Genomic DNA, 19,959 nt, shown 5'->3' with positions numbered 1-19,959 from the left:
CGCCCACCGACACCCTCCGGTCCGGCAGAACCACCTGACGTGCCGTTCCAGACGGTGCCGGCCGGCGTGACGGGACGGATGAGGGCTCAGCGCAGACCCGCGACGACGTCGGCGACGGTCTGCGGCTGCGAGAGGAACGGGTGGTGACCCGCCTTCACCTCGATCACCTCGTCCGCGCGACGGGAGAACTCGCGTTGCGCCGCCGCCGGGGTGCCCCGGTCCTCCGTGCACACCACGTACGTCGTGGGCAGCTCGTGCCACGCCGCCGCCCGGACGGGCTGGTGGGTGACGGCCAGCGTCTGCCGGGCAAGAAGGGTCGCCGCGTGGCGGGCGACGTCCGGCGGGCAGTCCTGGACGAACGTCTCGGTGAACTGCTCGGGCCGGGCGCCGAACGTGCCGCCGTCGGGGTCGAAGTGCAGGAACGGGGGCGGCGTGTCGGCGCCGAACGTCGACAGCGACTCGCCGGGCTCGGGCAGGTAGCTCGACACCAGCACCAGGTGACGCACCGGTTCGGCGCCCACCGCGGCCTCGGCGGCGACGATACCGCCGTAACTGTGCGCCACGATCGCGATCGGCTCGTCCCCCTCGCTCACCGCGGCGCGCACCGCGGCGACGTCCTCGGGCAGCCCGGGACCCCGCGGTCCGGCCGGCCGGTCGCCCTCACCGCAGCTCGGCAGCGCCGGGGCGACGCTGCCGATACCGCGCTCCCGCAGGGCCGCGGCGGCCCGGTGCCACCACCACGATCCGTCCCGAACGCACGCCCCGTGCACGAACACCACGCGCATGTCTTCCTCCTTGACCCGAGGGTTCCGACTTCTTGGGTGAACTGCTCCCTCCGCGGCCCGGTCGTAGAACCCGGCCCCGGCGCGGCCCCTCCGGTGGTGTCGCTACCACCACCCCGTACTCGGGCCCCACCCCCAGTGTGCCGACCGGCCGCCGTCCATAGCGTCGTAGGTGCGGCGCAGTGGGCGCCGGGGACGGATGGAGGGGGACCGACGATGTCTCGACGTACGAGCAGGCCCGAGGCGGCCCGGAGTGGCGAGGCGCTGCGCCTGGTCGGGGTGCGCAAGGTGTACGGCACCGCGGAGGCGGCGGTGACCGCCCTCGACCGGGTGAGCCTGAGCCTGCCCGCGGGCAGTTTCACCGCCGTCATGGGGCCGTCCGGCTCCGGCAAGTCCACCCTCCTGCAGTGCGCCGCCGGGCTCGACCGGCCGGACAGCGGGACGGTCGTGGTGGACGGCGAGGAGATGACGGGCAGCGGCGAGGCGGCGCTGACGAAGTTCCGGCGCCGGCGCATCGGCTTCGTCTTCCAGCAGTACAACCTGCTGCCCACGCTCACCGTGGCCCAGAACACGGTGCTGCCGCTCAGGCTGGCCCGGCGGCGCGTGGACGGGGTCCGCGCCCGGGAGATCCTCACCCAGGTCGGTCTCGGCGACCGTCTCGACGCCCTGCCCGACCAGCTCTCCGGCGGCCAGCGCCAGCGCGTCGCCATCGCCCGCGCGCTGGTCACCGAGCCCAGCGTGGTCTTCGCCGACGAACCGACGGGAGCACTCGACACGCGCAGCGCCCGGGACGTGCTGCGGCTGCTGCAGGAGGCGGTGCGGCTGCACGGCCGGACCGTCGTCATGGTGACGCACGACCCGGTGGCCGCCTCGTACGCCGACTCCGTCGTCTTCCTCGCGGACGGACGGCCCGCCGGACACCTGACCGCGCCGACCGTGGACGCCGTCGCCGAGCGGCTCGCGCACCTGGGCGACCCCGCTCCCGCGGGCGACACCGCCGGTCTGGAGGTGTGAGCCGTGTTCTCCCTGGCCATGCGTTCCGTCAGGCACCGCCCCGGGCGCTTCGGCGCCACGCTGCTCGCCTCGTTCCTGGGCGCCGCGATCATCATGGCGTTCAACTCGCTGCACGACACCGCCGGAGCGCCGGGCGTCGACGACGTCAGCTCCGAGACGCTCGGCCTCGCCGCGGGCGTGGTGGGCGGCTACGGCACCCTGCTGGTGTTCTTCGCCGTCGCGTCCACGCTGACCGTCAACGTCCGGCAGCGCGACGAGGAGATCGCCCTGCTGCGCAGCGCCGGCGCCACCCCGGCGCAGATCCGGTGGATGGTGGTGGGCGAGGCCGCCGCGGTCGCCGTGGTGGCGGCGCTGCTGGCCGTCGGCCCGGCCGTGCTCGGCGGACAGGCCCTGCTGACCGGGTTCCAGGACAGCGGCCAGGTCGCGAAGGACGTGGACCACGTGTTCGGGCCGGTCGCGGTGGCGGCCGGGTTCGGGGTCACCGTACCGGCCTCCATGGGGGCCGCCTTCCTCGCGGTGCGTCGCGCGACGCGGGCCGCGGCGGGCACGGCGCGGGCCTCCGGACGGTGGCGGCGGCGGCTGGGCGGCTGGGCGGCGCTCGCCCTCGGCACGGCGGCGGTGTGCGCCACGTTCACGTTCGACGCGACGGATCCCGCCCTGATGGCGGCCCCCGCGTACGGCGCGATCCTGCTCTCCGTCGGTCTCGCCGTCTTCTCCCCGGCGCTGCTGCGCCTCCTCCTCGACCGGCTGGAGCGGCCGCTGGGCACGCTGTTCGGGGCGAGCGGCCTGCTGGCCGTGCAGAACATGCGGCGGCGGGCCACGCAGTTGTCCGGCGTACTGATGCCGCTGGTCCTGTTCACCGGCATGGCGACCGGGACGCTGTACATGCAGTCCATCGAGAACGACGCGATCGACGCCTCGGGCCTCACCCGCTCCGTCGAGGACAAGAACCTGGAGACCCTCAACCTCACGGTGGTCGGCATCATCGTGGTCTTCTCCTGCATCATGCTGATCAACAGCCTGTACGCCGCGACCTCGTACCGCCGCCGGGAGTTCGGCCAGCAGCGACTGGCCGGGGCGACGCCGGGTCAGGTCCTCGGCATGGTCGGTGTGGAGGCCCTGGTGCTCACGGTGTCCGGCGTCGTCCTCGGCAGTGCGGCCGCCGTGGCGGGCATCCTGCCGTTCAGCTCGGTGCGCGCCTCCGCGCTCGTGCCGGACCAGGGCCTGGGGACATGGCTGGGCATCGTGGCGGTAGCCGCCGCGGCGACGCTGGCCACCAGCGTGGCGACGGCCCGGCGCACGCTGCGCACACCGGCGGTACGTGCGGTGGCGGTCACCGCCTGACCCTGCAGGCCCGCCGTACGTACGTCGGGCGGACGGCAGGTCCGCCGTACCGGCGTTGGGCGCCGCACCCCGTCGTACACGGGGCGCGGCGCCCGCTGTACGTTGGGCCGGGCGCCCCGCCGGGGGTGTCACTGCCCGCTCGGCGGAAGGGACCGGACGACGTGCGACTGCGCTGCGCGGTACTCGACGACTTCCAGCAGGTGGCGAAGGAGGCCGCGGACTGGTCCTCGGTCACCGGCGAGGTCGACGTCGTGTCCTTCGACGCCCACCTCCCCGACGAGGACGCCCTCGCCGCCGCGCTCGCCGACTTCGACATCGTGGTCACCCTGCGCGAACGCGTGGCCTTCCCCGGCTCGCTGCTGGCCCGGCTGCCCCGCCTGCGCCTGATCGTCGCCTCCGGCATGCGCAACAGCGTGATCGACTACGCCGCCGCCGAGGCGCACGGCGTCACCGTGTGCGGCACGGCCTCCTCCTCGGCCCCGCCCGTCGAACTGACCTGGGCCCTGCTGCTCGGCCTGGCCCGCGGGCTCGTCCGGGAGAGCAACGGGCTGCGCGAGGGCGGCCCCTGGCAGCAGACAGTGGGCGCCGACCTGCACGACCGCCGGCTCGGGCTGCTGGGCCTGGGGAAGATCGGCAGCCGGGTGGCGCAGGTCGGCCTCGCCTTCGGCATGCGGGTGAGCGCGTGGAGCCAGAACCTCACCCGGGAGCGCGCCGACGAGGTCGGCGTCGAACTGGCGCCCTCCAGGGAAGAGCTCCTGCGGACCGCCGACTTCGTCTCCGTCCACCTGGCCCTCGGCGAGCGCACCCGCGGTCTGCTGGGCCCCGCGGAACTGGCCCTGCTCAAGCCGACCGCCTACCTGGTCAACACCTCGCGTGCGGCCATCGTCGACCAGGACGCCCTGCTGGCCGCACTGCACGAGGGCCGCATCGCCGGCGCCGGCGTGGACGTCTTCGACACCGAGCCGCTGCCCCCCGGCCACCCGATGCGCACCGCCCCGCGCCTGCTCGCCACCCCGCACCTCGGCTACGTCTCGCAGGCCAACTACGCCACGTACTACGGCCAGGCGGTCGAGGCGATCCGGTCCTACCTGGCCGGATCCCCCGTACGCCGCCTGCCCGCACCGTAGGCTCGCGCGGTCAGGCGCTTCGGACAGTCAGGCGGTTCGGACAGTCAGGCAGGTCAGGCAGTTTGGTCTGGCAGGTCGGTCACGCGGTTCCCGCACGGGCGGGCTCCGCGGGGCGCCAGTAGGTTCCGGCGCTGCGGCGCAGGTGGCCGAAGTCCACGAGATGGCGCCGGAGCGTCACATGGTCGACCTCCCCGTCCTCGCACCAGGCCCGCAGCTTTCCGTCGACGGTGCGCTCGGGGTACTCCACGCCGGGGGCGAAGGTCTGCTCGGCGATGTGCCGCAGCACCACCTTCTTGCGTGTCCAGCGCGCCGGAAGCCGGACCAGCCGCCCGTCCTTGACGAAGGTCCGCAGGATCATGCCCTCCCGGCCGCCGCCGGCCGCCCCGGGGGTGCCGGCCGCCTCCGCCGCGGGACGTGCGGCGCGCGCCAGTTCCCGGAAACGGCCCTGGGCGACGACGAGTCCACCGTCGTCCCCGGAGGCCACCACTCCGTGTTCCCGCAGCCGGCGCAGCGCACCCGCCGTCTCCTTCGCGGAGAGGCCGGCCGCGCGGGCCACCTGCACGGCGTCGCCCGCGCCCAGCGCCACGGCCGCGAAGGCGCGCACCCGGCTCTCCTCGGCGAAGAGGGCGGGCAGCGCGGCCACGGCGGACGGCACACCGGCCCCGGTGGCCGGAGGGAACGCGTGGGACAGGTCGTTCGGGTCGTTCGACATGCCGGGAGGCTAGTGGACGCCCCGGCGCTCAGGGGAACGGTTTTCCGTCGCCCCTCCCTCTCACCCTCCCGTTCAAAAAGGGTGATCCTCACATTCTCCCCGTGACCCGCTGCGACCGGGTGCGTTGAACCTGCAGTGCGGCGGCGCGTCCTGCCGTCGCGCTCCCCGAGTCAGAAGGAGTACGTGATGTCTCGCATCGCGAAGGCCGCCGGTGTCGTCCTCGGCGCCGGTGCCGTGGCGCTCAGCGGCACCGGGATGGCCATGGCGGACGCGGGCGCGCAGGGCGCGGCCGTCGGTTCGCCCGGCGTCCTGTCCGGCAACGTCGTCCAGGTCCCGGTGCACGTGCCGGTCAACGTGTGCGGCAACACCATCGACGTGATCGGCCTGCTGAACCCGGCCTTCGGCAACAGCTGCGAAAACGAGAGCGGCCACCACTCCGACAAGAGCGGTGGCTACGGCGGCTGAGTGCCCCGCAGGCAACGAAGAGCCCCGGCCGCCCCGGCCGGGGCTCTTCCCCTGCCCGCCCCGTTCAGACCTTCAAGCCTCCAAACCCTCAAGCCTCCAGACCTTCAAACCTCCAGACCTCCAGACCTCCAGACCTTCAGGCGTACCGATAGATCCGGCCGACGTCCTCCAGCTCGTCCGGCGTCACGTCCCACGGCGGCAGCTTCTCGTGCCGTGCGACGATCCGTCCGCGCTGCGCGCTGCCCCGGCCTGGCGGCTCGGCGGGGAGGTAGCGGGCGCCGCGGTGGCGGGCCTGCCAGCGCGACCACTGCAGGTCGACGAAGGCGTGGTGCAGCCAGAACACCGGGTCGTTGACGGAGGCGCCGCCGACCATGGCGCCGCCGACCCAGCGGTGCACGCGGTTGTGGTTGCGCCAGGAGACACTGCCCCGGCCGGTGCCCCAGCCCTCCAGCTTGTTGCGGAACCCCTTGCGGACCGTCGAGTCGTACGGCGAGGTGTCGTACGTCGCGTCGTCCAGCGCCCACTCCAGGTCGCTCTTGGAGGGCAGGTCGATGGGGTCGGCCGCGCGCCCCAGGTCCCGGGTGAGGTACTCCGTGTCGGTGACGTTCTCCCTGAGGGTCCAGTTGCCCTCGGCGTGGGCGAAGGGGCCGGTGGTGACGCGCCGGTCGGAACGCCGCCCGGTGCCGCCCAGCAGGTCGGCCGTCCAGGGCGTCGACTTGGCGCCGCGGTCCTTCGTCCAGTCCCAGTACGGCACGGTGACCGACGAGTCGACCCGGCGCAGCGCCTCCTCCAGGTCCAGCACGAACCGGCGGTGCCACGGCAGGAAGGACGGCGCCATGTGCGCCGTACGCAGGCCGTCCTCGCCGTCGGAGACGTAGTACTCGATGTGGGTGCGCACGAACTCGTCGTACTCACCGCGCCGTTTGACCTCCAGCAGCGCGTTGACGAACCGACGCTTCTCGGTGCGGGTCAGCGTGCTGACGTCCTTACGCGTGTACGCCATGCCGCCCCCCGGTGTGGTGGTCGTGCCCGGCGTCGTCGCCCGGCGTGTCGCGCACCTGCTCGGCGGGGCCGAGTTCGTCGACGGCGCCCCGGGCCGCGGCCAGCGGGGTGGGGTACGAGCGGTAGTGGTCGATCATGCTCAGCCAGCTGCCGTCGGCCCGGCGCATCAGGTGCAGCGGGCGGCCGTCCACGGTGACGTGCCAGGTGCCGGCGCCGACGGCCCGCCCCGCGGCGGACCGGATGCCGCGGATGCGCCGGCCGCGGTACATCTCGTCGAAGGCGGTGCCCCCGGTCTCCTGCCCCGCCCGTTCGGCGGGGCGTGGCCCGGGAGGCGCGGCGTCCGCCCCCTGGGCGGTGGCCTCGGCCCGGAACGGCCGGGAGGCGGCGACCAGGGGGACCAGCGTCACGGCGAGGGCCGGGGCGAGCAGCCCCCGCATCATCTGCCGCCGCGTACCGGACGCCGCGCCGACGGATGTCACCCCGCCGGACGCCGGTCCCCCGTCCGCCGCACCGCCACCCGGCGAACCGTTGCCCGCCGGGCCCCCGCCCTTTGGCGGATGCTCTCTCTTCCGCTCCGCGCCGTTCGCCGGCGCACCCGCGTTGACGACCATGACTCGCTCCTCGTCCGGTTCCGGTGGTTTCCCACCGCTAACCGCACGGCGGGCCCAGCGGTCACTGTCCGCAGGGCCAGTCGGAGCACGGCCGCGCCACGGAGCGCGGAGTACGCGTGGAAGCTACAGCCCCGGGCCGACGCCCAGGTCGGCCACCGGCCCCGTCTGCAGCACGGGGGTGAGCACGCCGACCTCGGGCAGCTTGGCGGACGGCAGGCCGAGGGCCTCGGGGTTCGGCGCGGTGAGCGGGGCGTCCAGGGACAGGCCCGGCGCCAGGGTCCGCAGCTCGGCGGCGGGAGCGTCGAGGGCGGCGTGGTCGAAGTCGTCTCCGAGGACGCGCGGCAGCGGCTGGCGCACGTCGGCGCCGGGGAGGCCGGCCTGCACCGGCAGTTGCGGGAGAGTCCGCTCGGGCAGCAGCCGTCCCTCGACGTACCGGGGCCCCTCGGGGGCGCCCGCGGTCGGCACGGGCAGCGCGCCGGTCACCTCCGGCAGTTCCATGCCGAGGGCGGTCTCGGCGCCGTCCAGCGGCACCGGCACGGGGACCGCGCCGGCCGCGGCGGCCGGGGTCGCGGCCGCACCCAGGGCGGCGGCCACGCCGGTGACGACGGCGGCCAGGGTTCGTCTGGTGGTCGGCCTCATGTCAGGCACGGCCCCTTTCGAGAATGCGGGGAAACAGTGGGGGGAGAGCGGCGGAGGATGCCGAGGGAGAAGCGGCTCAGCGGCCCAGCGGGAGGCCGCCGAGGAGGCCGCCCGCGGAATTCAGGTCGGTGGTCGCGCCCTTCACGGTGTGCAGCAGGGAGTCCTTGTTCTCGGTGTCGAGCGCGTCCGACTGGTGCTTGATCGGCATGATGTCGATGGGCTCGGCGGTCAGTGCGTTCACGGCGCCGTTGAGGCTGGTGGGGGTGAGGGCGGCGGTGTCGGCGGCGTCGTACGCGAAAGCGGGCACGGCGGAACCGGCGGCGACCAGGGAACCGGCGACGACGGCGGCGGCCTTGAGAGACTTCATCGTGTTCCTTTCTTCGACTTTTCCTCCCTAACGATCTGCCGAGGGCCCGGAAACTCCGCCGTCCGGAAGACATATGAGATCTCCGGAGCCGAGACTGCCCGAAAAGCGGAAAGGCCGCCGCGCCGTCCGACAGGGAGGCGCGGCGGCCCGTGAGGCCGACGTCGGCGAAGGTCAGGAGGGGTCGGCGGGCAGCGGGTTCGCGGGCGCGGCGGCCTCGGGGGCGGCGGCTTCCGGAGTCGTGGCCTCCGGAGTGGTGGCCTCGGGCGTCGTGGCCTCCGGCGCGGTCGGTACGCCGGGCAGGCCGGCCAGGTCCGCGGCGGGCAGGCCGTTGCCGACCATGGTGGCGGCGACGACGTTGACGATGCCGGTCACCACCTCCTTGACCGCCGGGCTCACCTTCGCGGCGTCACCGGCGGTGGTGGCCTCGGTCAGGGCATCGACCTGCTTCTGCAGCTCGGCGTAGGCGGTGGCCGCCAGGCCGGGCGCCGCCGCGGCGGGGTCGTCGCTCCGCGCGGTGACGGGCGCCGGCAGCGTGACGGGGGTGTCGGCGTCCGGCGCGGCCGGGGGCTGGGCCGGGGTGCTGGTGCCGGGAGTGGTCGTACCGGGCGTGGTCGCCGCGTCGCCGGTGTCCGTGCCGGTGTCCGCGGCGTCGGCCTTCGCGAGGGCGTCCTTGACGGCGGCGGCGAGCTTGTCCGCGTCCGTGGCGGAGAGCCGCCCGCCGTCGGCCTTGAGGATCGCGTCGAGCATGTCGGTGACCGGAGCGAGCATGTCGCCCAGACCGGCCAGGCTGCCGACCTGGCCCTGCAGTTCCTCGGCGTCGGGGAGGGGGGCGAGGGAGGCCGCGCGGGTGCGTTCCCGGACCGGGTCGCCGTCGGCCGCCATCACCGCCGGACCCGAGAGACCGATCAGCAGGCCGGCGCAGAGAGCGGAGGTGGCGATTCGCCGTGCGGGCAGACGCATGAGGGGGGTTCCTTTCGGTGGCGCGTCGGATCTTGTGCCCACCGTGGAAGCGGCCCCGGCGCTCTGCAACCGAGCGGTGACCCGGTGTGCCGGGCCGCACGTGCCGCCGTTCGCGTCTTACCTGGTGAGACGCCCTGTCAAGGTCCGTGGTCCGTGTCGGCGCCCGGACCCCCCATTCGGGGCAGCACACCACCGTCCGCGCGGCAACGCGAACCGGCCGCCCGCTCGCGGAAGAACCGCGTTACGGACGGCCGGTGCGGGAGTCGCGAGCCGACGTCAGTCGTTCTCGCACTCGTTGCCGAACGCCGGGTTCAGCAGGCCGATGACGTCGATGGTGTTACCGCAGACGTTGACCGGGATGTGGACCGGAACCTGCACCACGTTGCCGGACAGGACGCCCGGGGAGTGGGCGGCGGCGGCCTGCGCGCCGCTGTCGGCGGCGGCGACACCGGCGGTGCCCGCCACCGCGGCGGCGGCGACGGAGGTCAGGGCCAGGCCCTTCGCGATACGCGACATGGAGAAGTGCTCCTTGGGGTTGCGACATACATCCGGGCGGGGGTGCCCGGCGCAGTGTCAACGCGTGGCAGGTACGGGAGTTGTGCCGCCAAAGGGGTGATGTCGCCGGGGACCGCCATTCACAAATCCAACACACTTCCCGGTTTCACCGTATTAGTACGGATAGCGGCTAGAGTCCCACACCGTTCGACGCACCTCTGTCACGCCCCTGTCGCACTCCGTTTGCGCCCCTGTCTCATCCATGCCGCGCAAGGACACGCGTATGCACCTGCCACCGATCGGCCTACGGCCACGGGTTCTGCATGTCACCCAGCCGGTGGACGGCGGGGTCGCCCGGGTGGTGACGGACCTGACACGTGCTCAGCTCGCCGCCGGGCTGCGGGTGTCCGTCGCCTGCCCCGAGGGAGGTCTCGCCGACCGGCTCCGCGCCCTGCGCGCGGACGTGCGGCCCTGGGCGGCGACGCGCTCGCCGGGCCGGGCTCTGCCGGTGGAGGTGGGTCGCCTCGCCCGCGTGATCGAGGAGGTGCGGCCCGACCTGGTCCACGCCCACAGCGCCAAGGCCGGTCTGGCCGCGCGGCTCGCCGTACGGGGGCGGGTCCCGACCGTGTTCCAGCCGCACGCCTGGTCGTTCGAGGCGGCCGGCGGACCCACCGGGGTCCTCGCGCTCGGCTGGGAGCGGTGGGCCGCGCGGTGGGCGGCGCGCACGGTGTGCGTGAGCGAGGCGGAACGGCTGCGCGGGGCGCGGGCCGGGATCCGCGGGCGCTGGGCGGTGGTCCCGAACGGCGTCGACACGGACCGCTTCCACGCCGGGCCCGGCCCCGGCCCGGACGACGCGCAGGACGTACGGCGACGGCACGGCATCGACCCGCACACCCCGTTGGTGGTCTGCGTGGGGCGGCTGTGCCGGCAGAAGGGCCAGGACGTGCTGCTCACCGCGTGGGAGTCGGTTCTCGCGCGCGTGCCGGACGCCCGGCTGGTCCTGGCCGGTGACGGACCGGACCGCGCCGCGCTCACCGCGCGGGCGTCGGCGTACGGCCTCCTCGGCGTCCCGGGCGCCCCCGCGCCACCCGGCCGGCACACCCCCGCGCCGCCACCCGGCCGGGGGGCCGCGGCGTCCGTGCTGTTCACGGGTGCCGTGGCCGACGCCTCCGGCTGGTACCGGGCCGCCGACCTGGTCGTCCTGCCGTCGCGCTGGGAGGGCATGGCGCTGGCCCCGCTGGAGGCGATGGCCTGCGGGCGCCCCGTGGTGGTGACCGACGTGGACGGTGCCCGCGAGGCCCTGCCGCCCGCGCTCGCGCCGCGCTGCCTGGTGCCGCCCGAGGACCCGGAAGCCCTGGCCGATTCGGTCGCCGGCCTTCTGCTCGACGCGCCCCTGCGCGCGTCGCTCGCCCGCGACGGCCACGCCCACGTCCGCTCCGCGCACGACGTACGGCACACGGCCACGGCGGTCGCACGGCTGTACGGCGCCGTGCTCGACGCCGCACGTCCGTCCGACCGGGCCACGGCCCCCGGTCCCCACCGGGCCCTGGCCTGCGACGACACCCGGACTGCCGCGCGGCGCCCGGCCCCCGCCACCGCCGGGCCCGGCGCGCGGCGCCCGGCCCCCGGCGACATGGGGCAGGCCGACGTGCCCCGCAAGCACGGCATGCCCCTCAAGCGCGTCGAGCCCCTCAAGCGCGTCGAGCCCTTCGAGTGCAGGGAGTCCACCCACCCGTGACCGCGGAAAGCACCGTCCCCACCCCCGCCGGCCGGCCTCGGGGCCTCGGCCCGTCCCCCGTCTCGGTGTTGCCGCAGCGGGCCGGTGCGGCGGGCGGCGGCCCGCGACTGCCCGCCCGGCGTACCGCCGCACGGCCCGACTCCCCGCTGCCGTTGCTCGTCGCGGACGGCACGGCGGCCCTGCCGGGCTCGCTGATGCTCACCGGCGCCCCGCACCAGCCACTGCTCACCGCCCTGCTGGTCGGCACCTCGCTCCTGCTGCGCCGGAAGCCGCACCCGGCCGCCGCCCGGCCGGTCTTCGGCGTGCTGGACGAACTGCCGGCGCTGTGCGCCCGCGTCGCGGTGGTCTGGCTGGCGCTGGCGGCGCTCGTCGCGGCGTACGCCCCGGCGCACGCGCTGTCCGCCCGCACGCTGCTCGCCGGTTTCCTGCTGCACGCGGCGACGGGCTGCGCCGGCCGGGGCGCCGTGCATCGTAGGCGCCACAGGGCGCTGTCGAACCGTCCCCGCGCGGCCCTCGTCGTCGGGCCCGCCGCGACCGCCCAGCGGGTGGCGTCGGCGCTGCTGCGCCACCCGGGCTGCGGGGTGCGTCCCGTCGGGGTCGTCACCGACGACCCCGACGGCACCACGGGCCTGCCCGTGCTGTCCACGGGTGAGGAGGCGCGGCGGGCGGTGGTGCAGAACGGCGTGCGCGACGTCCTCGCCGTGGCCCCCGCCGTACGGCCCCGGCAGGCGGCGCTGCTGCGGACGCTGGCCGAGTCGGGCTGCACGGTGTGGGAGGTCGACGCGGACGCCCACGCGCACGCGGGCGCCCCTCCGCCGCACGCCCCTGCGCAGCACACCCAGCACACCCCGCACGCCCCGCACCGGATCGCCGGGTTCTCCTGCCGGCCCCTGGAACCCGCCTCGCGGCGGCCGGGCGGCGCGGGCAAGCGAATGCTGGACGTGACGGTGTCCGGGGTGCTGTTGCTGCTGCTGAGCCCTCTGCTGCTGGCCTGCGCGGCGGTACTGAGAGGGGTGGGCGGTCCCGGTGTGCTGTTCCGGCAGGAGCGCGTCGGCCGGGACGGCGGAACGTTCACGCTGCTGAAGTTCCGCACCCACCGCCCGGCCGACGAGCGCGAGTCGGCGACCCGGTGGAGCGTGGCCGACGACCGCCGGATGCCGTGGTTCTGCCGGTTCCTGCGGCGCACGTCCCTCGACGAACTGCTCCAGCTGTGGAACGTCTTCCGGGGCGACATGAGCCTGGTCGGGCCGCGCCCCGAACGCCCCTACTTCGTCGCCCGGTTCAGCCAGACCTACCCGGGCTACGCGGCCCGCCACCGGGCGCCGGCCGGCATCACGGGGCTGGCCCAGATCAACGGGCTGCGCGGCGACACCTCCATCGAGGACCGGGCCCGCTTCGACAACGCCTACATCGACGACTGGTCGCTGTGGCAGGACGTCTGCATTCTGCTGCGCACCGCCGCCGCGCTCGTGCGTCCCACGGGGAGCTGAGCGGAGTGAGCGGCCACGCCCTGCCCCTGGACCACCCCCTGCCACCGGGCCGCCCCGCGCCCCCGCACGCGTCGTCCGCCGGGCGGGTACGGCGGCTGCCGCCGCCCGTGCTGGCCGTCGTCGCGGTCGTCGCGCTGCTCGCCCTGCCCGTCGCGCCGGACGGCGGAGGCGGCGCGCACCCGGCCGACGCGGTCTCGGCGCTGGTGGTCGTGTACTGCGCGCTGCGACTGGTGCGGAACCGGCGGCGCCCCCTGTCCCGTACGGCCGCCGTGGTCCTCGGCCTGCCCGTGCTCGGGCTGGCCGTCGCCGCGGCGGGCGCCGTGTCCCCGGGCGCCGGGCTGACCGGACTCGGACGGTACCTCCAGGTCTTCGTCCTGGTCCCCGCCGCCGTACTGCTGCTCGTCCGCGACCGGGCCGACGTACGGCTGCTCACCTGGTCGATGGTGGGTCTCGCGGTGTGGCAGGGGGCCGTCGGCGTGCACCAGTACGCGACCGGGACCGGCGCCTCCTACCAGGGCGAGCAGATCCGGGCCGTGGGCACCTTCGGGGCGCAGGACGTGATGGGGATGGCGACCGTCGTCTCCCTGGGGCTGGTCTGCGCGGTGGGGCTGGCGCTGGGCCCGGCGCCGGTGCGGCGGCGGCTGCTCGCCGCCGGGTGCGCGCTCGCCCTGCTGCTGCCGCTGGCCCTGTCGTTCAGCCGCGGGGCGTGGATCGCGACGGCGGTGACGTGCGCGGTGCAGCTGCTGCTCGCGGGGGCGCGCAGGGCGCTGGCGGTGGGCGCGGCCGTGGTCGCGGCGGCGGTGGTGCTGGTGGGCGGCTTCGGAGTCGGTACGGCGCTGCTCCAGGAGCGGGTCGGCAGCATCACGCAGGTCGCCGACGCCCCCGACCAGTCGGTGACCGACCGCTACACGATGTGGGCGGCGGCGGCCGGCATGTGGCGGGAGCGGCCGTTGACCGGCGTGGGGCTGAAGGGTTTTCCCGAACACCGTGACACGCACGCCTCGTTGGCGCTGTCCTCGGGCAGCGAGACGGACGGGGCCGGCGCGGGGTACCGCCGGCAGCCGCTGCTGTCCCCGCACAACATGTACGTACTGGTGCTGGCCGAGCAGGGGCTGACCGGGCTGGTCGCGCTCGCCGGGAGCTGGCTGGCCCTGCTCGTGCTGGGGCTCCGCAGGCTGCGCGGCGCCCGGCGGGAGCGGGGCTCGGCGCCCGAGTGCGCGTTCGTCGCCTGCGGGCTGCTGGTGTGGCAGCTGACCGATTTCGCGTACGCCGACATCGGCGGGCCCTCGACCGTGCTGACGGCGGTCTGCCTCGGGCTGGCGGCGTGGTGGGCGCTCGGGTCTCCCGCACAGGGGGCACCGGGGGCGCTCGCGTCCACCGCGCAGGGGGCGCCGGGGACGCTCGGACCCACCGCGCAAGGAGCACCGCGAGCACCTGAACCCACCGCGGAAGAAGCACCGCAGGCCTCCGGACCCACCCCGCAGAAGGCGTCGGCGCGGTGACGGCGACCGAGCCGCGTACGGCCGGCGGAGCGCCCCCCGCCCCCGCGCCGACCGCCGCCCCACCGCCCCCGGCCCCCGCGCTCGCCGCCGAGGTCGCCGAGACCGCCGGCGTGGCCGAGTCCGCCGAGTCCGCCGAGGGCCGGTCCTCCGGGCGTTTCCTGGCCCGGGCCGCTCTGCTCACCGCCGTGCTGTCGGTGGCCGGGTCGGTGCTCGGGCTGGTCCGGGACCAGGCGCTGGCCCGGCTGTTCGGGGCCGGCAGCGAGACGGACGCCTTCCTGGTGGCGTGGACGGTGCCGGAGTTCGCGGCGACGCTGCTGATCGAGGACGGGCTGGCCTTCGCCCTGGTGCCGATGTTCAGCCTGGCCCTGGCCCGCCGCGCGCAGGGCGCCCCCGGCGACCCGGTCCGCGCGCTGATCGCCTCGACCCTGCCCCGGCTGGCCCTCGCCTTCACCGCGGCCGGTGCGCTGGTCGCCGCCGCCGCTCCGGTGCTGGTCCGGGCCCTCGCCCCCGGGCTGCCCGACCACGAGCTGGCCGTGGACTGCACGCGGCTCACCGCCACCTGCGTGGTCAGCTCCGGGTTCGCCGGGTACTGCAGCGCCGTACTGCGCGCGCACCGGAGCTTCCTGGCGCCGGCGGCGATCTACGTCGCCTACAACACCGGCATCATCACCGGGATGTTCGTGCTGGGCGGGCGTTGGGGGGTGCGTTCGGCGGCGGCCGGGGTCGCGCTCGGCGGCCTGCTGATGGTGGCGGCGCAACTGCCGTCGCTGCTGCGGCAACTGCGCCGTCGGGAGGGCGGCGGCCGGGCGGCCGGCACGGGGGCCGAGGAACGGGCGCGCCCGCTCGCGATCGCCCTGTTCACCACCGTCCTGCTCTTCGCGCTGTGCCGGCAGTCCCAGGTCCTCATCGAACGCTTCCTCGCCGCCGGGCTGCCGGCCGGGGCCATCTCGCACCTGAACTACGCGCAGAAGGTGGCCCAGGTCCCGATGACGCTGTCGTTGATGCTGTGCACGGTCACCTTCCCGGTGGTCGCCCGCGCGCTCGCCGACGGCGACACCGAACGGGCCCGCGACCGGGTCGAGCGGGACGTGGCGCTGGCGTCCTGCGTGGTGCTGCTCGGCGCGGCCACCGTCGTGGCCTGCGCGCCGCGCATCATCGAACTGCTCTTCCAGAGCGGCGCGTTCACCGCGGCCGACACGGCGGCGACCGCGGGCGTCATGCGCGTGTACGCCCTCGGACTGCTCGGGCAGACCATGGTGGGTGCCCTGGCCCGCTCCTACTTCTCGGCGGGCCGCGCCTCCTGGTACCCGCTCGCCGCGATGGCCGCCGGCATCCTCACCACCGCCGTCGTCGGCGCCTGCGCGGTCGGCCCGTGGGGCGTGACCGGCATCGCCGCCGCGAACGCCGCCGGCATCACCGTCACCGCCGCCCTGCTGCTCGCCGGCATGGGCCCGCGCAGCGTCCCGGTCCGCGTCCGGCGGGTCCTGGGCGACCTGGGCCGGCTGGTCCCGGCGGCGGCGGTGGCGACCGGCGCGGGCGCGCTGGCCTCGGACCGGATCGCCGCACCCGCCCTCGCACTCGCCGTCGGCGCCGCGACCGTCGGCGGCGTCTTCGCCGCCCTCTGCCCGGCCCTGGGGTTCCGGGTCCTCGGCCGCCCCGTCCCCGAGGCCACCCGGCCCCCGGCGCCACCCCGCGCGGAGACCGGTCCGCCGCCCCCACCCTCCTCCCACCCGAAGGCATCCGCATGACCGCGTCCACCCCCGTTCCCGTCCCCGCCTCCCCCGCCCTCGCATCCGCCGACGCGGCTCCGGCGGCGACGACCGACACCCGGCCCGGCACCGGCCCCCGCACCCCCGGCACCGGCCCCCGCACCCGCACCGTCCCCTGGGTGGCGATGTACCACTCCGTCGGCGACCGCTCGGACGACCCGTACCGCATCACGGTCACGCCCGACCGGCTGGAGGCGCAGCTGCGCTGGCTGCGGCGGCGCGGGCTGCGCGGCGTGCCGGTGGCCGAGCTGCTGGCCGCCCGTGCCAGGGGCGCCGGCGGAGATCTGGTGGGGCTGACGTTCGACGACGGGTACGCGGACTTCGTCGAGCACGCGCTGCCGTGCCTGCGCCGCTGGGGCTGCGGCGCCACCCTGTTCGTCCTGCCGGGCCGCCTGGCCGGCGACAACGCCTGGGACCCGCTGGGCCCGCGCAAGCCGCTGCTGTCCGCCGACGGCATCCGGCACGCCGCCGCCGAGGGCGTCGAGATCGGCTCGCACGGTCTCACCCACGTCGACCTCACCGCCGCGGACGACACCGTGCTCACCGCCGAGACCGCCGGGAGCCGGGCGCTGCTCGCGGAGCTGACCGGCGCTCCGGTCACCGGCTTCTGCTACCCGTACGGCACGGTCGACGCCCGCGCCGCCGACGCCGTGCGCGCCGCCGGCTACACGTACGCCTGCGCCATCGACCCCGGCCCGCTGACCGGCCCGTACGCCCTGCCGCGCGTGCACGTCGGGCAGCGCGACACGTCCGTACGGCTGCTGCTCAAGACCCGGCTGCACCGCCTGCGCCGCCGGGCCGCGGCCGGGGTGTGAGGCGGCCGGCGTGAAGGCACTGCACATCATCACCGGACTCGGCGTCGGCGGGGCGGAACAGCAGCTGCGCCTGCTGCTGCGCCACCTCCCCGTCGACTGCGACGTCGTGACGCTCACCAACCCGGGCCCGGTCGCCGACGGCCTGCTCGCCGACGGCGTCAAGGTCGTCCACCTCGGCATGACCGGCAACCGCGACCTGGCCGCCCTGCCCCGCCTGGCCCGCCTCGTCCGCACCGGCGGCTACGACCTGGTCCACACCCACCTCTACCGGGCCTGCCTCTACGGCCGTCTCGCCGCCCGGCTGGCCGGCGTACGCGCGGTCGTCGCCACCGAACACTCCCTGGGCGACTCCCAGATGGAGGGCCGTCCGCTCACCCCGGGCGTCCGCGCCCTGTACCTGGCCGGGGAGCGGCTGGGCAGCGCCACGGTCGCCGTCTCGCCCACCGTCGCCGACCGGCTGAAGCGGTGGGGCGTGCCCGCGCCGCGCATCGAGGTGGTCCCCAACGGCATCGACCTGCCCCGCTTCCGCTTCGACCCGGTCCGGCGGCTGCGCACCCGCCGCCGCCTCGGCCTGCCCGAGGGCGCGTACGTCGTCGGCGGCATCGGCCGGCTGGCCCCGGGCAAGCGGTTCGACGTCCTGGTCCGCGCGCTGGCCCTGCTCCCGGCGGACTGCTGGCTGCTGCTGGTCGGCGGCGGGCCGGAGGAGCATCTGCTGCGCCGCACCGCCCGCGAGGCCGGGGTGGCCGACCGCGTCCTGCTCACCGGCGAGCGCCCCTGCGCCGCCGACGGCTCCCCCGGCCCCGACCTGCCCTCGCTCGCCGCCGCGATGGACGTCCTCGCGTCGCCGTCGCCGGAGGAGGCGTTCGGCCTCGCGGCGGTGGAGGGCCTCGCCTCCGGGCTGCCGGTGCTGTACTCCTCGTGCCCGGCGATCGAGGACCTGCCCCACGCCGAGGCGCCGACGGCCCGGCGCGTCACCGGCGGCGCCGTGGAGTTCGCCCGCGCCCTCGCCGAGGTCCGCGCGTCCGCCGGTCCGGGGCCCGGCGCGCGCACCGTGCCCGGGGCCGCCCGCCACTACTGCGTCACCCGCAGCGCCGCCCGGCTGTTGGACGTGTACGCGACCGCCCTCACCCACCCGAAGCCCCCGCCCCCGCCGTCTCCGTCCCCCTCCTCGCCCGAACCCCCGCCCGTATCCACGTCCCCGGCACCCCAGGGAGGCAGTTCCGCATGACCGAGTCCCTCACCCAGTCCCCGGCCGAGCCCGCGGCGGACCAGGAGCCCGAACCGCCCGCCCGTCCGCACCGCGTCCGGGCCGCCCTGCGCCGGTTCCGCCGCCGTGTGCCGCGCCGCCCGCGCGCCCTGCCGCCCTGGTCGCCGCTCGCGGCCGGCGTCCTCGTGGGCGGGCTGCTCGGCGCCGGCTACGGCCTGCTCACCGCCCCGCAGTACACCGCGACCGGTTACGTCGTCGCCGTCCCCACCGACAAGTCCGACCCGGCCGCCGCGCTGGGCTTCGCGCAGGCCTACGGCCGGGTCGCAACGCAGCTCGCGGTGCTCGGGGACGCGCAGATGTGGGCGCACGTGCCGGTGGCGACGCTGGAGGAGAGCGTGCGCACGGCGACCTCGCCGGACGCGCCGATGGTCTCCGTGACGGCCACCTCGGCCGACCCGGAGCAGGCCGCCGACATGGCGAACGCGGTCGCCCGTGCCCTGACCCGGCACGCGGACGCCGCCGCCGACGACACCCACGTGGAGCTGCGGCAGTTCGCGCGGGCCACAAAGCCCACCGCGGCGTCGTCGGCGTCCACCGCCGTGACGGGCCTGGTCGGCGCTTGCGCGGGCGGGCTCCTGGGCGGACTGGCCCTGCTGGTCCGGCCTCGCGGCGCCGCCCGGGAGCGGGACCGCACGCCGGCGGCCGTCCCCGGGCCCGCGCCGGCTGCCGACGTCCGCGCGCAGCTGTGACGTATCCGGGGCAGCCGCACACCGGCACGCCCGCGCTCCCGCCCGGGTACACGGCCGAACTGGTCACCGACGAGGGCGACTTCGCCGCGCTGGCCGCGCAGTGGGGGCGGTTGCACGCCCGGTGCGCCGCCGCGACGCCGTTCCAGAGCCACGCCTGGCTCCACTCGTGGTGGCGTTCGTACGGCCGGGCGGGCCGGCTGCGGCTGGTGCTGGCCCGCGAGGGCGGCGAACTGGCCGGCGCCGCCCCGCTGACCCTCGTACGGCGTCCGGTTCCGGCGCTGGTGCCGTTGGGCGGGGCGGTCTCGGACTACGGGGACGTACTGCTGGACGACGAGCGCGGGCCGGACGCGGCGGCGGCGCTCACCTCGGCTCTCGCGGCGGCGGCCCGCACCGCGCTGGTCGACCTGCGCGAGGTGCGCCCCGGCGCCGCCGCCGAACGCGTCTACGACCGGTGGCGCGGGCCCCGGCGTACGGTGGCCGACTCGCTCTGCCTGGAGTTGCCCGCGCTCTCCGTCGACGGACTGACCGCCCGGCTGCCCTCGGCCAAGGCCCGGCAGCGGGTCCGCGCCCAGTTGCGCCGGCTGGACTCGCTCGGCGTCAAGAGCCGGACCGTGCTGCCCGGCGAGGTGGACGCGGCGCTCGTCCGGCTCCTGGAACTGCACCGGCTGCAGTGGGAGGGGCGCAAGGTGACCGGCGAGCACCTGCGGCCCCGGTTCCGCGAGCACCTGGTGCGGGCGGTGGGGCCGATGGTGCGGGCCGGGGACGCGGTGGTGACCGAGTTCCGGATGGACGACGAGGTGGTGGCCGTGGACGTGACGCTGCTGTCGCACCGGCTGGCCGGCGGCTACCTGTACGGCGCGCACCCCCGGCTGCGGGAGCGCAGGGCGGACGTGGCGGTGATGCTGCTGGAGGCGTGCGCCTCTCACGCCCGGCGGCCGGGGCGCGAGGTGCTGAGCCTGCTGCGGGGCGACGAGCCGTACAAGCACCGCTGGCGCCCGGAGCCGGTGCCGAACCGGCGGCTGCTGCTGGCCCGCCGGCGTACGGCTCCGCTGCTGGCGGCGGCCCTCGGCGACGCCGCCGCCCGGCGGTACGGCAAGGAGTTGCTGCGGCGGCGGGCGGAGCGGAAGGAGCACGACGGTGGCGGCGGCACCTGAACGGCCCCGCCGGGCGC

At 76.1% G+C, this 19,959-nt stretch carries 20 protein-coding genes; 12 read left to right on the top strand and 8 right to left on the bottom strand.

The features are described from left to right. Positions 1-86: 86 nt before the first annotated feature. Positions 87-785: an alpha/beta hydrolase gene (locus tag IG94_RS0122860; RefSeq protein ID WP_031040153.1), complete on the bottom strand. Its 699-nt coding sequence runs from the start codon at positions 783-785 to the stop codon at positions 87-89. 213 nt (positions 786-998) lie between these two features. Here IG94_RS0122860 and IG94_RS0122855 point away from each other — a divergent pair, with 213 nt between their 5' ends. The 3 genes from IG94_RS0122855 to IG94_RS0122845 all read left to right on the top strand — a co-directional run bounded on the left by IG94_RS0122855 (position 999) and on the right by IG94_RS0122845 (position 4,267). After that, positions 999-1,796: an ABC transporter ATP-binding protein gene (locus IG94_RS0122855; RefSeq protein ID WP_031040151.1), complete on the top strand. Its 798-nt coding sequence runs from the start codon at positions 999-1,001 to the stop codon at positions 1,794-1,796. 3 nt (positions 1,797-1,799) lie between these two features. Beyond that, positions 1,800-3,140 (top strand): FtsX-like permease family protein, encoded by a 1,341-nt coding sequence (locus IG94_RS0122850; protein WP_031040149.1) that lies wholly within the window; start codon positions 1,800-1,802, stop codon positions 3,138-3,140. Positions 3,141-3,301: 161 nt separating this feature from the next. Next, entirely contained in the window at positions 3,302-4,267 is a 966-nt protein-coding gene (locus IG94_RS0122845; RefSeq protein WP_031040148.1) for a D-2-hydroxyacid dehydrogenase family protein, read from the top strand. 79 nt (positions 4,268-4,346) lie between these two features. Here IG94_RS0122845 and IG94_RS0122840 read toward each other — a convergent pair whose 3' ends face one another. Next, positions 4,347-4,979: a DUF2087 domain-containing protein gene (locus IG94_RS0122840; RefSeq protein WP_211269687.1), complete on the bottom strand. Its 633-nt coding sequence runs from the start codon at positions 4,977-4,979 to the stop codon at positions 4,347-4,349. 186 nt (positions 4,980-5,165) lie between these two features. On the opposite strand from IG94_RS0122840, the gene chpF reads away from it, so the two are divergent. Beyond that, positions 5,166-5,444: a chaplin ChpF gene (gene chpF / locus IG94_RS0122835; RefSeq protein WP_031040144.1), complete on the top strand. Its 279-nt coding sequence runs from the start codon at positions 5,166-5,168 to the stop codon at positions 5,442-5,444. 136 nt (positions 5,445-5,580) lie between these two features. Here the strand turns inward: chpF and IG94_RS0122830 are convergent, their stop codons facing one another. The 6 genes from IG94_RS0122830 to chpG form a co-directional block, all read right to left on the bottom strand. Continuing rightward, positions 5,581-6,447 carry a tyrosinase family protein gene (locus IG94_RS0122830; RefSeq protein WP_031040142.1) on the bottom strand — a complete coding sequence of 289 codons (867 nt, stop codon included), beginning with the start codon at positions 6,445-6,447 and terminating at the stop codon, positions 5,581-5,583. Beyond that, positions 6,431-7,057, bottom strand: coding sequence for a tyrosinase family oxidase copper chaperone (locus IG94_RS0122825; RefSeq protein WP_078892392.1), 627 nt, complete (start codon positions 7,055-7,057; stop codon positions 6,431-6,433). The genes IG94_RS0122830 and IG94_RS0122825 overlap by 17 nt, the downstream gene beginning before the upstream one ends. 123 nt (positions 7,058-7,180) lie before the next feature. Next, on the bottom strand, positions 7,181-7,696 hold the full coding sequence (locus IG94_RS0122820) for a hypothetical protein (protein ID WP_031040138.1): 516 nt from the start codon (positions 7,694-7,696) through the stop codon (positions 7,181-7,183). A gap of 76 nt (positions 7,697-7,772) precedes the next feature. Next, on the bottom strand, positions 7,773-8,063 hold the full coding sequence (locus tag IG94_RS0122815) for a hypothetical protein (RefSeq protein ID WP_031040135.1): 291 nt from the start codon (positions 8,061-8,063) through the stop codon (positions 7,773-7,775). Between the two features lie 171 nt (positions 8,064-8,234). Next, entirely contained in the window at positions 8,235-9,023 is a 789-nt protein-coding gene (locus IG94_RS0122810; protein WP_031040133.1) for a hypothetical protein, read from the bottom strand. A 276-nt stretch (positions 9,024-9,299) separates the two neighbouring features. Then, positions 9,300-9,539: a chaplin ChpG gene (gene chpG / locus IG94_RS0122805; protein ID WP_007449696.1), complete on the bottom strand. Its 240-nt coding sequence runs from the start codon at positions 9,537-9,539 to the stop codon at positions 9,300-9,302. A 262-nt stretch (positions 9,540-9,801) separates the two neighbouring features. Here chpG and IG94_RS0122800 point away from each other — a divergent pair, with 262 nt between their 5' ends. The 8 genes from IG94_RS0122800 (at position 9,802) to IG94_RS0122765 (ending at position 19,942) form a co-directional block, all read left to right on the top strand. Continuing rightward, a complete protein-coding gene (locus IG94_RS0122800; protein WP_224326378.1) occupies positions 9,802-11,256 on the top strand; it encodes a glycosyltransferase family 4 protein in 1,455 nt (484 codons plus the stop codon). After that, on the top strand, positions 11,253-12,746 hold the full coding sequence (locus IG94_RS0122795; RefSeq protein WP_031040127.1) for an exopolysaccharide biosynthesis polyprenyl glycosylphosphotransferase: 1,494 nt from the start codon (positions 11,253-11,255) through the stop codon (positions 12,744-12,746). The genes IG94_RS0122800 and IG94_RS0122795 overlap by 4 nt, the downstream gene beginning before the upstream one ends. A gap of 38 nt (positions 12,747-12,784) precedes the next feature. After that, positions 12,785-14,248 carry an O-antigen ligase family protein gene (locus IG94_RS0122790; protein WP_372459466.1) on the top strand — a complete coding sequence of 488 codons (1,464 nt, stop codon included), beginning with the start codon at positions 12,785-12,787 and terminating at the stop codon, positions 14,246-14,248. Next, the gene (murJ, locus tag IG94_RS0122785) at positions 14,245-15,996 is read left to right on the top strand and encodes a murein biosynthesis integral membrane protein MurJ (RefSeq protein ID WP_052410802.1); all 1,752 of its coding nucleotides are present in this window, start codon (positions 14,245-14,247) and stop codon (positions 15,994-15,996) included. Before IG94_RS0122790 ends, murJ begins: the two co-directional genes overlap by 4 nt. Positions 15,997-16,142: 146 nt before the next feature. Beyond that, positions 16,143-16,832, top strand: a complete 690-nt coding sequence (locus IG94_RS0122780; RefSeq protein ID WP_031040116.1) for a polysaccharide deacetylase family protein — start codon at positions 16,143-16,145, stop codon at positions 16,830-16,832. 10 nt (positions 16,833-16,842) lie between these two features. Further along, on the top strand, positions 16,843-18,060 hold the full coding sequence (locus IG94_RS0122775; protein ID WP_052410801.1) for a glycosyltransferase: 1,218 nt from the start codon (positions 16,843-16,845) through the stop codon (positions 18,058-18,060). After that, complete coding sequence (locus tag IG94_RS0122770; RefSeq protein WP_107060644.1) at positions 18,057-18,788, top strand: YveK family protein; 732 nt, start codon at positions 18,057-18,059, stop codon at positions 18,786-18,788. Before IG94_RS0122775 ends, IG94_RS0122770 begins: the two co-directional genes overlap by 4 nt. Next, on the top strand, positions 18,785-19,942 hold the full coding sequence (locus IG94_RS0122765) for a GNAT family N-acetyltransferase (protein WP_052410800.1): 1,158 nt from the start codon (positions 18,785-18,787) through the stop codon (positions 19,940-19,942). The genes IG94_RS0122770 and IG94_RS0122765 overlap by 4 nt, the downstream gene beginning before the upstream one ends. Positions 19,943-19,959: the final 17 nt, after the last annotated feature.

Origin of the sequence: Streptomyces olivaceus (genome assembly GCF_000721235.1) — a bacterium.
Taxonomy (GTDB): domain Bacteria; phylum Actinomycetota; class Actinomycetes; order Streptomycetales; family Streptomycetaceae; genus Streptomyces; species Streptomyces olivaceus.
This window is presented reverse-complemented; position numbering and strand designations above follow the sequence as displayed.